Below are 14,635 nucleotides of genomic sequence, written 5' to 3'. Positions count from 1 at the left end.
GTCCCCACGAATGCGCTCCGGACGGGCCGGGTAGCCGGGTCGTGACCCACGAGAGGAAGGACGAACGATGCGACTCACCGAACAGCAGGTTCGCTCGCTGTACGGGCAGGACGTCCAGGACCGCTCGGGCGCCAAGATCGGCAGTGTGGGCCAGGTCTGGGCCGACGCCGCCGGCGAGCCCACCTGGGTCAGCGTGAAGACCGGCGTGATGGGCCACCACGAGTCCATGGCGCCGCTGGCCGGAGCCGGGATGGCCGAGGGTCGCCTGCGGGTGCCGTACGACAAAGCGACCGTGCGCAGCGCGCCCGCCGTCGAGTCGGGCACCGAGGCGCCGCTCGGCTCGGGCCAGCTCGCCCAGCTCTACCGGCACTACCAGCTCCAGCAGCAGCAGGAGCAGCCGCAGCGGCGGCCCGGTGCGCCGGAGATGACCCGGTCCGAGGAGCGGCTGCGGGTCGGTACCCAGAGCGAGCCGGCGGGCAAGGCCCGGCTGAGCAAGCACGTGGTGACCGAGGACGTGCACACCACGGTGCCGGTCGAGCACGACGAGGTACGGGTGGTGCGCGAGCCGATCACCGCGGCGAACCGCGGCGACGTCCGGCCGGACATCCGCGACGAGCAGCGTGAGATGGAGCTGCGCGCCGAGCGGCCGGTGGTCAGCAAGGACCAGGTGCCGGTCGAGCGGGTCCGGCTGACCAAGGACGAGATCGTCGAGGATGAGCCGATCGACGCGCAGGTCCGCCGCGAGCGGGTCGACGCGGACGTGCCGGAGCCGGCACGCCGGCGGCGCTGACCGCGACCGCCACGGGCGATGATCGTGGACGTCGGGCGGGTGGGCCACGGCCCGCCCGCCCGGCGGCGTGTCGGGATCGGTGTCGGTGCCGCCGCCTAGGCTGACCGTCGTTCCCCGGCGAAGGGCGGCACTGTGCGATTGACCGGCGACGAGGCGTTGGCGTTACGGATGACCAGCCTGCTGTTGCGGGAGCACCCGCGCGGCCGGCCGCGGGACGTCGCCGGCGTGGTCGAGTGGTTCGGCGCGATGCAGGCGCAGGACGCGGCGAGCGGCCTGTGGTCGCTGGGCACCCGGCTGCCCGGGTGGACGGTGGCGGACGTGCGGGCGGCGCTGGAGCGCCGGGAGGCGTTGCGGACCTGGCCGATGCGGGGCACCGTGCACCTCGTACCCCCGCGGGACGCCCGCTGGATGCTCGAGGTGACCGGCGTGCGGGCGCTGAGCGGCGCGGCGGCCCGCCGGGCCGCGCTCGGCCTCACCGAGGCCGACGCCGACCGGGCGGCCGACGTGCTCGGGGCGGCGCTGGCCGGCGGCGGCCGGCTCACCCGCGCCGAGTGCCTGGCCACCCTGACCGCCGCCGGCCTCGACCCGTCCGGCCAGCGCGGCTACCACCTGCTCTGGTACGCGAGCCAGCGCGGCGTCACCTGCATCGCCCCGCACGTCGGGACCGAGCAGACCTTCGCCCTGCTCGACGAGTGGGCGCCCGAGCCGCGCCGTCCCGAACGCGACGAGGCGCTCGGTCTGCTGGCGCTGCGGTACTTCCGGTCCCACGGGCCGACCACCCGGCAGGACTTCGCCGGGTGGACGGGGCTGACCGCGGCGGACGCCCGGCGGGGCATCGCGGTGGCCGGTGACGACCTGGCCACGGTGGAGGTGGACGGGGTGCCGGCCGTGCTCGACGCGGCGCTGCTCGACGCGCCCCGCACCGCGCGCGACGACGTGCTGGTGCTGCCCGGGTTCGACGAGTACCTGCTCGGCTACAAGGACCGCACACTGATGCTCGACCCGGCGCATCGGCAGGCCGTGGTCCCCGGCGGCAACGGCGTCTTCCAGTCCACGATCGTGCGCCGCGGCCGGGTGGTCGGCACCTGGAAGCGCACCATCGGCCGGGCCCGGGTCAGCGTGACCGTGCGGCAGCTGACCCCGTTCGACGACTCGGTGCGCGGCCGGGTCGAGGTGGCCCTCACCCGGTACGCCGACTTCCTCGGCCTGCCCCTTCGTCACTCCTGGTGACCCCGGCTGCGCGCGACCCTGATCGTCACGATCCGTAACCGGGCTGTCCTCCACCTGCAAGCGGCGGGGTCGGCGCGACACGCACCACCTCCCTGACCTGTCTGCATGCCGAACGCCTTCCCCACCCCGCCACCCTCGCCTCGCACGCTTTGCTCTGCTGCCCTCCCGGCAACAGGCACGGATGGTCACTGTTGCCGGGGCGGCAGCAGAGCAAAGCGTGCCGCCCGGGTGTCGGCGGGCGAAGGCGGTGTGACGGTCGGTGAGGACGCCGAGGCTCGGTAGGTGCTCCGGGACTGGGCTGGGGCGGCAACGCGAGAGGGGCCGGGGGTGCACACCCACCGGCCCCTCGGCGACGACCGTCAGTCGGCCAGCGCGCCCGCGGCCCGACCCTCGTGCAGGGTCAGGTTGCGCCCGCTGGACGGGTCGAACAGGTGGATCTTCTCCAGGTTGAACCAGACCCGGCGGCTCGTGCCCTCCGTCACCGGGGACTCGGCCGACAGGCGGGTGACCAGGCTGGCCCCGCTGCCGGTGAAATCGGCGGCACCAGCGTCGGCGGCCAACTCCTCCAGCTCGGCGGCGCTGGCCCGCTCCCCCTCGACGGTGAAGTAGACGTACTTGTCCGAGCCCATCGACTCGACGATGTCCACCGGCGCCTCGAACTCCATGCCCCGGCGGCGGGTCTCGTCGTCCACCAGCTCGGCGTCCTCGAAGTGCTCAGGACGGATACCGAGGATCAGCTCGCGGGGAGCGTCGGCCCCCTCGAGCTGCCGGCGGACCCGGTCGCCGATCGGCACGTCCCCGAGCGCGGTCCGCAGGGTGCCGTCGGAGACCGCCGCGTGCAGGAAGTTCATCGACGGGGAGCCGATGAAACCGGCGACGAAGAGGTTGCGGGGGTGGTCGTAGAGCTCCTGCGGCGGGCCGACCTGCTGCACCGCGCCGCCCCGCATGATCACCACCCGGTCGCCGAGGGTCATCGCCTCGGTCTGGTCGTGGGTGACGTAGACGGTGGTGGTGCCGAGCTGCTTCTGCAGCCGGGACACCACGGTACGCATCTGCACCCGCAGCTTGGCGTCCAGGTTGGACAGCGGCTCGTCCATCAGGAACGCCTTGGGCTGGCGGACGATGGCCCGACCCATCGCCACCCGCTGGCGCTGGCCGCCGGAGAGGTTGGCCGGCTTGCGGTCCAGCAGCGCGGTCAGCTCCAGGACCTTGGCCGCCTCCTCCACCTTCTGGTTGATGGTCTCCTTGTCCAGCTTCTGCAGCCGCAGCGGGAAGGCCATGTTCTCCCGGACGGTCATGTTCGGGTAGAGCGCGTACGACTGGAACACCATCGCGATGTCCCGGTCCCGGGGCGCCTTGTCGTTCACCCGCTGCCCGGCGATGCGCAGTTCGCCGGAGCTGATGTCCTCCAACCCGGCGATCATGTTGAGGGTGGTGGACTTCCCGCAGCCGGAGGGGCCGACCAGGATGACGAACTCGCCGTCGGCGATCTCCAGATCGACGTCCTGCACCGCCACGGTCCCGTCCGGGAACCGCTTGCTCACCTTGTCGAGCACGATGTCAGCCACGACTACCACCTATCCCTTGACTGCGCCGGAGGTCAGTCCGGAGACGATGCGGCGCTGGAAGAAGAGCACGAACAGGATGATCGGAATGGTGATCACCACGGCAGCGGCGCAGATCGCCCCGGTGGGATCCTCGAACTGCGACTCGCCGGTGAAGAACGACAGCGCCACCGGCACCGTGCGGGCCCGCTCGGTGGAGGTGAGCGTGATCGCGAAGAGGAAGTCGTTCCAGCAGAAGATGAAGACCAGGATCGCCGTGGTGAACAGGCCGGGCGCGGCCAGCGGGGCGATCACCCGCCGGAACGCCTGGCCCTGGGTGGCGCCGTCCATCTTCGCCGCCTTCTCCAGGTCCCACGGGATCTGCTTGAAGAACGCCGACAGCGTGTAGATCGCCAGCGGCAGCGCGAAGGTGATGTACGGCAGGATCAGGCCCGGCCAGGTGTCGAAGAGGCCGAGCTGCCGCTCGATCTCGAACAGCGGCGACACCAGCGACACCTGCGGGAACATCGCGATCAGCAGGGAGACGCCGACCAGCAGCTTCTTGCCGGGGAAGTCCAGCCGCGAGATCGCGTACGCGGCCATCGCCCCGAGCACCACCGCGATCAGCGTGGCAATCAGCGCGATGCCGATCGAGTTGACCAGCGCCCGGACGAACTGGTCGGTATCGAAGATCGTCCGGTAGTTGTCCAGCGTCCACTCGCGAGGGATGAACTTCCCGTCGGTGAGGGTGGCCGGGGTCTTGAACGACAGCGAGGCGATCCAGAGCACCGGGATCAGCGCGAAGACGACGACGATGACGTCCAGCAGACCCCAGCGCAGCTTCGCCCGGGTGGTGGTTTCGGCCATGTCAGCGCCTCTCCCCGTCGTCGCTGCCCGGGGCAGCGGTACCGAACAGCTTCACGAAGACGAAGGCGATGATCGCCACGGTGAGGAAGATCAGCACCGACATCGTGGAACCGATGCCGAGGTTGAGGCCCCGGATCAGGTTGTTGTAGGCGAGCATCGACACCGAGGAGGTCTCATTGCCGCCCGCCGTCAGCACGAAGATGTTGTCGAAGACCCGGAACGCGTCCAGCGTGCGGAACAGCAGCGCGACCAGGATCGCCGGCTTCATCACCGGCAGCATCACCTTGGTGAACCGCTGCCAGGCGGTCGCCCCGTCGGTGGAGGCGGCCTTGAGCAGGTCCTCCGGCACCAGCGCCAGCCCGGCCATCAGCAGCAGGGCCATGAACGGGGTGGTCTTCCAGATCTCGGCCAGCATGATGATCGCCAGCGAGCCGGCCCGCTCGGTCAGCGGCGCGCTGCCGTCGAAGAGGTTGGCCAGGTAACCGGTGCCGGGCGTCCAGGCGTACCGCCAGGAGAAGGCGGCCACCACCGTGACAATGCCGTACGGGATCAGCGCGGCGGTGCGGACGATGCCCCGGCCGACCAGCGTCCGGTGCATGATCAGCGCCAGCCCCATGCCGAGCACCAGCTCGACCGCGACGGTGACCACCGTGATCAGCATGGTGACGCCGAACGCGGTCCACCAGAACTCGTTGGTCAGCACGGTGACGTAGTTCTCCAGCCCGATGAACTCGCGCTGGTCGGGGAAGCGCAGGTCGAAGCGCTGCAGCGACAGCCAGACCGAGTAGATGATCGGGTAGGCGGTCACCAGCAGCATGACCAGCGCGGCCGGGGCGCAGAGCAGCCAGCCCAGCCGGCGCTCGGCCTTCTTGTTCTCGCTCAGCGGGGTCTTCGCCCGGCGGCCGGCCCGCTGGGCGGGCACCGCCGCGTGCCGGCCGGTGGGCCGCTCGGCCTCGGCCGCGACCTCCGCCCCGGTGGGAGTGGCGTTGATGCTCATGCCGTCACCTCCGGACGGTCGCCGCCACCGGTCGGCCGGCGGCGCTGGGTTCGCTCGGTCACGGCAGGACCCCCTTGGACTGGAGGGCGTCGGCGATCGCGTCGCGCAACTCGTCGGCCGTCCGCTCCGGCTGGATCGCCGACGGCGGCGACAGGATCGCCGACATCACCGTGGAGATGCTCTGGTACGCCGGGGTCAGCGGTCGGACCGCCGGCTCCTTGAGCTCGTCGAGGATGGTCTCCTTCATCGGGTACGCCTCGGCCATCTCCGGGTCGTCGTAGACCTTCTCGATGGTCGGCGGCACGCCGTCGTTGATGGCGGAGAACTTCTGGTTCTTCTCGTTGCGGATGCACCTGGCCGCCTCGAAGGACTCCGCCGGGTGCTTCGAGTAGGCGCTGACCGCCATGTTCACCCCGCCGATGGTGACCTTGCTCGGGGTGTTCGCGTCGACGCCCGGCACCCGGGCCCACTTGACCTTCTTGGCCAGCTCCGGGTCCGCCTCCTGCAACGCCGGGTAGACGAAGGGCCAGTTGACCTGGAAGGCGCCGCCGCCGGCCTGGAACTCCAGCCGTACCGGGTCCTCGGTGGCGTTGCTGAACGACGGCGAGGCCACGCCCGACGTGGCGAAGCGCTTGAGCTGTTCGAGCGCCTTGACCGTCCCGTCGTCCATCACGGCCTGCTTGCCGTCGTCGCTGAGGATCTTTCCGCCGGCGCTCTCGGCCAGGGTGTTGTAGAGGACGACCAGTCCCTCGTACTGGGCGCCCATGGTGAGCACCTGGTACGGCTTGCCCTGCCCCTTGAGGTCCTGCGCTGCCTTGATCATGTCGTCCCAGCTGGTCGGGGCCTGCGGCACCAGGTCACTGCGGTACCAGAGCAGCTGCACGTTGGTGTTCTTCGGGGCGGCGTAAAGCTTGCCCTCGTACCGGGCGGTCTCCAGCGGGCCGGTCAGCGTGCCCTGCTCCACCTCGGCCTTCTCCTGGCCGGTCCACTCGCGGATCCAGTCGGCGCTGGCGAACTCCTGGGTCCAGGTGACGTCGAGGCCGAGCACATCCATCCCGGGGTCCTGCGCGGCCAGCCGACGGACCAGCTGCACCCGCTGGTCGTCGGCCTGCCGCGGCAGCACCCGGTAGGCGATCCGGTAACGCCCCTGTGCCTGGGCGTTGCAGTCGTCGACCACCTTCTGGAGGTTCTGCTCGGGCGGGTAGTACAGGTTGATCGTGGGCGTACCGCCGCTTCCGCCATCGGACCCGCACGCCGCCAGTGGCGCGACCAGCGCCAGCGCGGCGGCCGCCGCCCCGAGCCGGACGCCCGCACGGCGCCGATGTCGGGTCGCTTCGGGATCTGTCGTCATCGCCCTCCCCCTTTCTTCGGCGAGACACCGGGGGAAGGCCCGTGCCCCGGCGCACGGCGAGACAGCCCGGGCGGTGGGCGGCGGAATCGCGCCAAGTCCGGGCGTTTCGTGCGCCCACAGTGCCCGACCCGCGACGCCGCGAAACCTCAGCGTGACGATGCGCATTGTCCGGGCGCGGGTGTGCCGGAGATCACCGCAGTGCGGGTCGATCAGCCCCGCCGTAGGCTCGGCCGATGGATGCGACCTTCTTCTTCGACCCCGCCTGCCCGTGGACCTGGCGCACCTCGCGCTGGCTGGTGCGGGTCGCCGAGGCCCGGGGGCTCCGCGTCGAGTGGCGGGCGTTCAGCCTGGCGATCCTCAACGACGGCAACGTCCCGCCGCAGTTCGCCGACGCGATGACCGCGTCGAGCCGGGCGCTGCGGCTGGTGGAGGCGCTGCGCGCCCAGGGCCGTCCCGAGGACGTCGCCCGCTTCTACGCCGAACTCGGCGCGCGCAGCCACGACGCAGGCAACCCGCTCGCCGCGTCGATCGTGACCGCGGCCGTCGACGCGGCCGGGCTGGGCGAGGCGGCGCCGGCCCTCGACGACGAGCGCTGGGACGAGGCGGTACGCGAGTCGCACGCCCTCGCGTACGCCTCGGCGGGCCCGGACATCGGCGCGCCGGTGCTGATGGTGCCCGGCGCGGAGCGCGGCATCCACGGACCGATCCTGACCGAGGTGCCCGACCTCGACGACGCGCTGACCATCTGGGACTCGCTGCTGCCGCTGCTGCGGATGCCGGCCTTCCACGAGGTCAAGCGCGGCCGCCACTGAACTCTCCCGGCCGCGGCACACGGTTCGCGGCTCGCCGGAGTGCCTCGCGCGGGTCGCGCGACTCCGGTCACGGGTCTCAGAGCGCGGCTCGCCGATCACCGCCCCGGGCACGCTGGTCAAGGCCCGCGGGCACGGCTTGCGGCGTGTCGCGGTGTCCTGGCTGCGGGAGACCGCGACACGCCGCAAAGCGCGCCGATCATGACGGCGGGGCGGCCTGCGGCGGGGTGTCGGGGTGGGCGGGCATGATGACCGGATGATCGCGCGCTTCAAGGACCTCTGCATGGACGCCGCCGACCCCCGCTCGCTGGCCGGGTTCTGGGCCCGGATCCTCGGTGGCGAGGTGGTCGACACCGGCGACGGCGACTTCCGGGTCGACCCGCGGCCGGGCGAGGCCGGGCCGGAGTCGATCTGGGTCAACTGGGTGCCCGAGCCGCGCACCGGCAAGACCCGGGTCCACCTGGACCTGCGACTGGCCGACGCCGAGCCGGCGGCGCTGCTGGCCGCGGGCGCCCGGCTGGTACGGGAGCCCGACGCCGAGATCAGCTGGTGGATTCTCGCCGACCCGGAGGGCAACCAGTTCTGCGCGTTCGCGCCGCGCGAGGGCAGGCCGTCCGGGCCGTTCGAGATGGTGGTGGACAGCGCCGACCCGACCGCCCAGGCCACCTGGTGGGCGGGCGTGGTGGGCGGCCGGGTGAAGACCACGGCGGAGGGCCACGCCTCGGTGATCGGCGCGACCGGCTTCCCGTGGGACTACTGGGTCTTCGACCCGGTGCCGGACCGCAAGCGGGTCAAGAACCGGGTGCACTGGGACGTCGACCTGACCGGCCCGGACGCCACCGCGCTGATCGCCGCCGGGGCGACGCTGCTGCGCGAGCCCGACGAGACGGTCAGCTGGTGGGTGCTCGCCGACCCGGAGGGCAACGAGTTCTGCGCCTTCGCCCCGCGCCGGCCGGCCTGACCCGGCGGTCGATCCCAGCAGGTGGGCGCGGTGGGGCTACCCCGCGCCCGCCCGGTCGACTAGCGTCAGGTGAGCTTCACCAGCCAGCGCGTCGCCGTCGAAGTCGATACGCCTCCGGCCGACCCCAGCCCGCCCGAACGGTTGGTTCTCGCGCGAACTTCCCTCCGCCGGTCCACCGGTTGGGCAGGATCGTCCCCACGAGGAGGTGCCGTCGTGCAGGACACCCGCGCTCTCGCCCTGACGTTCGAGGTGAGCGGCCTGCCACCGGTCAAGACCGAGGCGCTGTCCATCTTCGCCGCCGGACACCGGCAGGCGACGAGGGTCCGCGCCCTGCTCCAGGCGGCCTGCGCCGCGGCCCAGCGCACCGGCTGGACGCCGCTGGCCGGGCCCGTCGAGGTCGACCTGATCCTGCGCTGCCCGCCCGGGCACCGCACCTCGGACGCCAGCACCCTGCTCGGCGGGGTGTGCGCGGTGCTCCAGGACAAGAAGCGGGTCGCCAACATCGGGCTGGCCCATCTCGGCGTCCTGGTCGACGTCGCGCTCTACGACGACGACCGGCAGATCCGGCGGCTGTCGTACGCGGAGGAGCCCGCGGAGGACTTCTCGTACCAGGTCCGGGTGGCCGCCGTACCGGCCGGGGTTTGACCGACGACCGCGGTGGGGTACCGCGGACGCCGACGAAGGGAGCGCCGATGTCGGAGCCACATGTCACGCTCGATCCGAGCGCGCTGGATCCCGTGCAGGAGAAGCTGCGCGGCGCGCTGGAGGATCAGCTGACCTCGGCCCTGCAGGCGGCCACCGAACGGATCCGGGCCAGCTACGCGGGCGAGCCGATCGAGCAGGTCTGCCAGCGGCTGCTCGACGAGACCCGCGCCGGGCTGCACCCGGACATCGCGGCCGGGTTCAACCCGGACATGGACGAGTTCTGTCGGGTGGCGGTGGCGATCGTGCGCGGCTCGGCCTCCTGACGTCGGCGCCGCCGGCGCTCTGGGCGGCACCCTGTCAGGCGGCCAGCGGATCCACCCGCCAACCGGTCAACGGATGCGCCGCGACGGGCGGCGCCGCGGTCAGTTCCGCGGCGTACTCCCGGACCAGCCCCGGCAGCCGGTACCGGCCGGGCTCGTCGCGGTGGACCAGGTGCGCGTCGACCAGCTCGTCCAAGGCGCGACGCAGCCGGGAGGCGGAGACGCCGAGCTGCCGGGCCGCCCGGTCGGCCTGGAGCGGGGCGTCGGGCGCCGCGCCGAGCAGCACCAGGAGCTGCCCGGCCACCTCGTCCTCGGCACGCACCGCCGCGACGACGGCCGCGAGGCTGGCCCGCACCGACAGGTCCTCGTAGTCCAGCAGGTCCAACTGCTCCCGCCCGTCAGCGAGCTGGCCGATCAGGGCCTCCACCGACCTGCCCGGCCGGACCGCCAGGCGCATGCCGGCGATGCGCAGGGCGAGCACCGAACCGGCGCAGAGGCGTACCAGTTCGGCGGTGGCCGTCGCGTCGGCGACCAGCCGCTGCGGGCCGGCGAGCGTGCCGAGCAGGTCACGCGCCTCGGCGGCGCCCAGCGGGCGCAGCGTCACCCGCCGTACCCCGTCCAGGCTGCTCAGTCGGGTCTGGCCGACCACCAGGAGGGCCGGACCGGGCCCGGCCGGCAGCAGCGGTCGCACCTGGGCGGCCCGGGTGACGCCGTCGACGACCAGCAGCAGCCGACGACCAGCGACCAGCGACCGGAACCAGCCGGCCCGCTCGTCGGTGTTCTCCGGTACGTCGGCGGGAGCGACCCCGAGCGCGCGCAGCACCCGCGCCAGCACCTCGCCCGGGGTCACCGAGCGCTGGTGGCCGAGGTCGACGAAGACCTGCCCGTCCGGGAAGGCGCTCGCGACGGTGTGCGCGGCGCGTACCGCCAGGGCGGTCTTGCCGCTGCCGAAGGCGCCGGTGACCACCACCGTTGCCGGTGCCGTACCGCCGAGAGCCGTGACCACCTCGGCGGTCTCCCGGGCGCGGCCGACGAAGGTGACCAGGTCCGCCGGCAGCTCTCGGGGGACGGTCCAGCCGACGCTCCCGGCGGGCCACGGCGCAGGCGTCGGCGCGTCGCCCGGCGGCGCCGGCGGCGCAGCGACCGGCCCGGTCGTCGTCGTGACCGGGACGGCCGGCGGCCTGTACGCCAGCTCCGAAGCCCGGTCCAGCATCGCGCGGTGCAGGTTGGCCAACTCCTCGCCCGGCTCGATGCCGAGCTCCTCATCCAGTATGGCCCGGGCGTCCCGATACACCGTCAGTGCCGCCGGGACGTCCCCGCAGCGGTAGAGAGCGAGCATGAGCTGCCCCCAGGCACGCTCGCGCAGCGGGTGCGCGGCAAGGTGTACGCGTAGCTGGGGCAGGAGCTGCCCGTGCTCGCCGGCGGCGAGCCGCGCCTCGGCGAGTTCCTCGAACACCTGGAGCCGTTGCTCGTCGAGGCTCGCCCACCGGCTGTCCAGCACGGTGCCACGAGGCAGGCCGTCGCCCGAAGCCCCGCGCCAGTGCGCGAGCGCGGCGGTGAGAGTGGTGACGGCACCGGCTGGATCGGCCGTGGCGAGCAGTGCCCGCCCTTCTCCCGCCAGCCGGTGGAACTCGGTGACGTCCAGCTCGTGCGGCGACAACCGCAGCTGGTACGCGTTGGGCCGGGCGACCAATCGGTCGCCCAGCTCCCGGCGCAGGCCGGCGGCGTGGGAACGCAAATTCGCCACCGCGGAGGCCGGTGGGATGTCGGCCCACACCATGTCTGCCAGCCGTTGCAACGAGACCGACTGGTTCGCCTCCATCGCCAGGCCGGCGAGGACGGCTTGCCGCTTGGCCGCGCCCGGCGTGACGACCTGGTCGTCCACGCGCAGCTCCATGCTGCCCAGAAGCCGAATCTGCAGTTTCATCGCCGCTCCCCCGTTGAACCCGAGCGCGCCCAGGTTAGGTGGACGGTTGCGGGTGCAACAAGGGAGAAATCGGGCAATGGAAGGTGACGAATATCAATGGCCGCGGACGGTGTGTCACCGTAACGAAAGGGTGGCGGAGAGCGCTCCCGGCGCACCGTCACTTGGTGTGACCGTCATCGCCGCACGCCTGCTCGGTCGCCAATCAGTGAACTACCGCAATGTTGCCAGGTTGAAACAACGAAGGGAGCGGTCCAGATCAGTCCACACCGGAGGAGGCCGGCCGCCAAGCAGCCGGACGGGCGAGGGGCGTGCGACTCCGGTGTGTCACGATCTACGTTCGGCCGGTCTGGTGATCCACTCGATGAAGCCCCGCTGACCTTCGGTGTGGCCCGCCTCATCCGATCGGCGGAGCAGGAAGTTTGCGCCGCGTCCGTCCCGGCACTCCTGCCGACTCGGCCGACGGCTTCCCGGCGACGGCCAGCGGACGTAGAGGGCAGAACACCCTTCGCACTCGGCGTCCGGGCCCCGTCCATCACCGGCAGGTACTGCTCAGCAACCGACCACAACCTCAGGTCCGGTGCCGATTCGTAGGCTCGCCGGGTGACCGTCTACGACACTGCTGCCAAGCTGCCACCAATCGATGTGGTCCGCGACCGCTCCCGAGCCCTGGCGATGCTCGACTCCATCGTCGACGGCGTCTACTACGACTACAGCCGCAGACGGGGCGAGAGCGAAGCGGCGTCCATGCGCAACGGCAGCGGCGAGGAGTACGACATCGTCTTCACCGCCGACGGTGCTTTCATCCGCGGCGTCTACCACGATTCCCCCATGCACAACTACACCGGCGGCCAGCTGTGGCCCGGCCTGCTGAAGGGGTTGCCCCCACAGTTCGCGCCGCTGGTGCACAAGCCCACGTTCTGTTACGAGGACGGCACGCTCGACGCCACGTTCGTGCTCTGGCGGCGCGCCGGGGACGACCGGTGGCAGGCCGGCGAGGGGGTCGACCTCTCCCCCGCCGACGACGAGGAGACTGATCCCGACGGGGCCTGGCTGCTCGACATCCTGTGCGACGGCGGCGCCGAGGAGTACCTGGAGTACGCCTGGTCGCTCTTACGACATCGAGCTGGACAGAATGGTGGTCGAGCAGATCCTCGCGCTGCTGCCCCTGACCGATGAAGTCATCCAGGAGCTCAATCCGCAGAAGCGACTGGCGGATCTGCGGGAGCGGGCGGCGGAGCTGGACTACCCGATCGAGTAGGCACCCGTCCCCACCGGGGGGACGGGCACCGCTTAGATCAGCCCTCTTTACGGGCGACCCGCATCTTCACCCGAATAGCATTTCTCGATTACCTCAGCGTATTGCCGAGCGAAAGACTCACTGCGGGAAAGCAGGTTGGCAGGGTTCGGATCACGCCCGCCCTGCTGGGCGCTCCGCAATTCGGCGAGATCAGCATTCCTGGCTTCATTCTCCAGGCCGACGAAATCCACGACCTTCCACTCACCACCCGGGAAGTCTCTCTCTCCCATCTCCCTCGCAGCTTCCGCCAACTCCTCCGCACGCTCGAATACTTCCTGCAACTCATCCAACTCATCCGGAGCAGCCACAAAGTCCAGCACTTCGGTAGCCAGGACCAGATGATCAACGACCTCCGTCTCAAACGGCGGCCCGTCCGGGTCACTTCCGTCGATCGCTTCTCCCAAGCTGCCTCGGAGGGCAGCCACATGGTCCTCAATCTCGGCAGATCGTTCGGTGCCCTGCCGGCAGATACGCGTGGCGAGGTCGACCGACCTGGGCAAGAGCTCTCGATGCTGCTCCAACCAGGGGGAAACTTCGGATCCTGGTGGAAATTGCAGTACCGAACGAGAACCAACGCTGCCGCGCTCTGCCGAGCCAACGTGTCGAGCAGGGAGGCCTGACGCATATCATCCGTCAAACTCATCTGAACCTTCTCTCACCCATGAAGGCGAACTTACCCCAAGGCCTGCACGAAGCCGAGAAAACGACCTCAGTACCAGACCTGAAAGCGAAGCACGGTCGGCAGCGATTCGTAGTCAGCCGAGATTCGCAAACGAGCCGGACCTGGACGGTCGGTGGTCACCTGCAACTTGACCTCTTCGAGTGGGTCATGGATAACAAATTGCCCCTGCAGAGATGAGATGGCGCCGTCGAACAGTTCAGCGCCTTCGATCGCCAACTCCGAGGGCTCTCCTTCGTGCAGGTCAACCACCACTGGGCCGTCGATGGAGTACTGAACACACACATAAATTTAATCCGGGGCGGCATGGACGACGGCACCCCAAGCAAAATCGGCATGCGTATCCACAGAATTGACATCTCTAAAGATGAGCAAACCGTTACCGACGAACGCACGAAATGATCCAAGGAAGCCATCAGGCGGCTCGACTGTAATTGATCGTCTACGCAACCCAAACGCCGTGTTGTCGTCAATGTACGTCAGGGCGGTCATCTCGCGTGCCCCGACTCTGGCGTCAACCTCTCCAGCGTCCATCCCATCCATGATGGCCCTGCCTGCCGGATCGAGGGCCTTCCACTTGCTTGTGGCAGCAGTTGCACGGGTTCCCCTTGATCACCACGTAGCTTCAGGAGCCACCGGATGAGTTCCCGAATTAGTGCATTCTCGATTGCGTTGCCACGCACCCAGGACGGGGCACCGGTCATCCGGCAGACTCGACTCCATATTGTCCGAACGGCCTAGCACCCGCTCTGGGCTGACCCCAAAGGGACGGCGGCCGCTAAGATCAGCCCTCTTTACGAGCAACTTTCATTTGTTACCGCTCAAACTGCTTCCACTTTGAATGCAAATTCATGAACTCCTACCGTTTCCGTATCGATCTTGAAACCTGCTGCAGCAACGATCGCGCGCAATGCGGACTCCATCGCACCCTGAGCAGACTCGATAAAGGAAAGACGGGGACTACTCAGATCCCCCTCCGCGGCAAACTGCATCATCACGTGGCGCAGTTCTTCGCTCAAATTCCACTCGACGAAAACGCCGCCTGACTCATCCGTAGATTCATCGACGTAAACATATGCGCCTGCGTCGGAGCGGTCTCGAGCGGTCGGAACGCCGACGAGCCGGAGACTGCGCGTGACACTTTCGGCCAGGTCAGCCAGAGAAGCGGGACGGGGGAGGTCGACATTGTCAGGCATGGCGGTCATCGTAACAGGAACG

16 protein-coding genes are annotated in these 14,635 nt (G+C 70.2%); 8 read left to right on the top strand and 8 right to left on the bottom strand.

The features are described 5' to 3' along the window. The first annotated feature begins 67 nt into the window (after nt 1–67). Both M2302_RS14080 and M2302_RS14075 read left to right on the top strand, forming a co-directional pair. Nucleotides 68–790: a YsnF/AvaK domain-containing protein gene (locus M2302_RS14080; protein WP_280838341.1), complete on the top strand. Its 723-nt coding sequence runs from the start codon at nt 68–70 to the stop codon at nt 788–790. Between the two features lie 168 nt (nt 791–958). Continuing rightward, nucleotides 959–2,020: a winged helix DNA-binding domain-containing protein gene (locus M2302_RS14075; RefSeq protein WP_280838406.1), complete on the top strand. Its 1,062-nt coding sequence runs from the start codon at nt 959–961 to the stop codon at nt 2,018–2,020. Nucleotides 2,021–2,379: 359 nt separating this feature from the next. Here M2302_RS14075 and ugpC read toward each other — a convergent pair whose 3' ends face one another. From ugpC to M2302_RS14055, 4 genes are read right to left on the bottom strand one after another with little or no spacing between them, the layout of a single operon-like run. Continuing rightward, complete coding sequence (gene ugpC / locus M2302_RS14070; protein WP_280838340.1) at nt 2,380–3,588, bottom strand: sn-glycerol-3-phosphate ABC transporter ATP-binding protein UgpC; 1,209 nt, start codon at nt 3,586–3,588, stop codon at nt 2,380–2,382. 9 nt (nt 3,589–3,597) lie between these two features. Further along, nucleotides 3,598–4,431 (bottom strand): carbohydrate ABC transporter permease, encoded by an 834-nt coding sequence (locus M2302_RS14065; protein ID WP_280838339.1) that lies wholly within the window; start codon nt 4,429–4,431, stop codon nt 3,598–3,600. A 1-nt stretch (nt 4,432) separates the two neighbouring features. After that, nucleotides 4,433–5,428 (bottom strand): sugar ABC transporter permease, encoded by a 996-nt coding sequence (locus M2302_RS14060; RefSeq protein WP_280838338.1) that lies wholly within the window; start codon nt 5,426–5,428, stop codon nt 4,433–4,435. A gap of 58 nt (nt 5,429–5,486) precedes the next feature. Further along, nucleotides 5,487–6,779, bottom strand: a complete 1,293-nt coding sequence (locus M2302_RS14055; protein ID WP_280838337.1) for an ABC transporter substrate-binding protein — start codon at nt 6,777–6,779, stop codon at nt 5,487–5,489. 233 nt (nt 6,780–7,012) lie between these two features. Between M2302_RS14055 and M2302_RS14050 the strand changes: the two genes are divergently transcribed. The 4 genes from M2302_RS14050 (at nt 7,013) to M2302_RS14035 (ending at nt 9,517) form a co-directional block, all read left to right on the top strand. Next, nucleotides 7,013–7,591, top strand: a complete 579-nt coding sequence (locus M2302_RS14050) for a DsbA family protein (RefSeq protein ID WP_280838336.1) — start codon at nt 7,013–7,015, stop codon at nt 7,589–7,591. 253 nt (nt 7,592–7,844) lie between these two features. Continuing rightward, entirely contained in the window at nt 7,845–8,549 is a 705-nt protein-coding gene (locus tag M2302_RS14045) for a VOC family protein (RefSeq protein WP_280838335.1), read from the top strand. Between the two features lie 213 nt (nt 8,550–8,762). After that, entirely contained in the window at nt 8,763–9,194 is a 432-nt protein-coding gene (locus tag M2302_RS14040) for a hypothetical protein (protein ID WP_210776490.1), read from the top strand. Nucleotides 9,195–9,241: 47 nt separating this feature from the next. Continuing rightward, nucleotides 9,242–9,517 carry a hypothetical protein gene (locus tag M2302_RS14035; RefSeq protein WP_280838334.1) on the top strand — a complete coding sequence of 92 codons (276 nt, stop codon included), beginning with the start codon at nt 9,242–9,244 and terminating at the stop codon, nt 9,515–9,517. A 34-nt stretch (nt 9,518–9,551) separates the two neighbouring features. Here M2302_RS14035 and M2302_RS14030 read toward each other — a convergent pair whose 3' ends face one another. Further along, a complete protein-coding gene (locus M2302_RS14030) occupies nt 9,552–11,441 on the bottom strand; it encodes a BTAD domain-containing putative transcriptional regulator (RefSeq protein WP_280838333.1) in 1,890 nt (629 codons plus the stop codon). A 600-nt stretch (nt 11,442–12,041) separates the two neighbouring features. On the opposite strand from M2302_RS14030, the gene M2302_RS14025 reads away from it, so the two are divergent. Further along, complete coding sequence (locus M2302_RS14025; RefSeq protein WP_280838332.1) at nt 12,042–12,617, top strand: hypothetical protein; 576 nt, start codon at nt 12,042–12,044, stop codon at nt 12,615–12,617. Then, entirely contained in the window at nt 12,574–12,699 is a 126-nt protein-coding gene (locus M2302_RS14020; RefSeq protein ID WP_280838331.1) for a hypothetical protein, read from the top strand. Before M2302_RS14025 ends, M2302_RS14020 begins: the two co-directional genes overlap by 44 nt. Before the next feature lie 47 nt (nt 12,700–12,746). Here M2302_RS14020 and M2302_RS14015 read toward each other — a convergent pair whose 3' ends face one another. The 3 genes from M2302_RS14015 to M2302_RS14005 form a co-directional block, all read right to left on the bottom strand. Continuing rightward, on the bottom strand, nt 12,747–13,259 hold the full coding sequence (locus M2302_RS14015; RefSeq protein ID WP_280838330.1) for a hypothetical protein: 513 nt from the start codon (nt 13,257–13,259) through the stop codon (nt 12,747–12,749). A gap of 188 nt (nt 13,260–13,447) precedes the next feature. Further along, nucleotides 13,448–13,672 carry a hypothetical protein gene (locus M2302_RS14010; protein WP_280838329.1) on the bottom strand — a complete coding sequence of 75 codons (225 nt, stop codon included), beginning with the start codon at nt 13,670–13,672 and terminating at the stop codon, nt 13,448–13,450. Nucleotides 13,673–14,238: 566 nt separating this feature from the next. After that, nucleotides 14,239–14,613 carry a hypothetical protein gene (locus M2302_RS14005; RefSeq protein WP_280838328.1) on the bottom strand — a complete coding sequence of 125 codons (375 nt, stop codon included), beginning with the start codon at nt 14,611–14,613 and terminating at the stop codon, nt 14,239–14,241. Nucleotides 14,614–14,635: the final 22 nt, after the last annotated feature.

The organism is Micromonospora sp. A200 (assembly GCF_029893845.1).
Lineage (GTDB): Bacteria > Actinomycetota > Actinomycetes > Mycobacteriales > Micromonosporaceae > Micromonospora > Micromonospora purpureochromogenes.
Note: the sequence above shows the minus strand (reverse complement) of the source record. Positions and strands in the feature narration are given on the sequence as shown.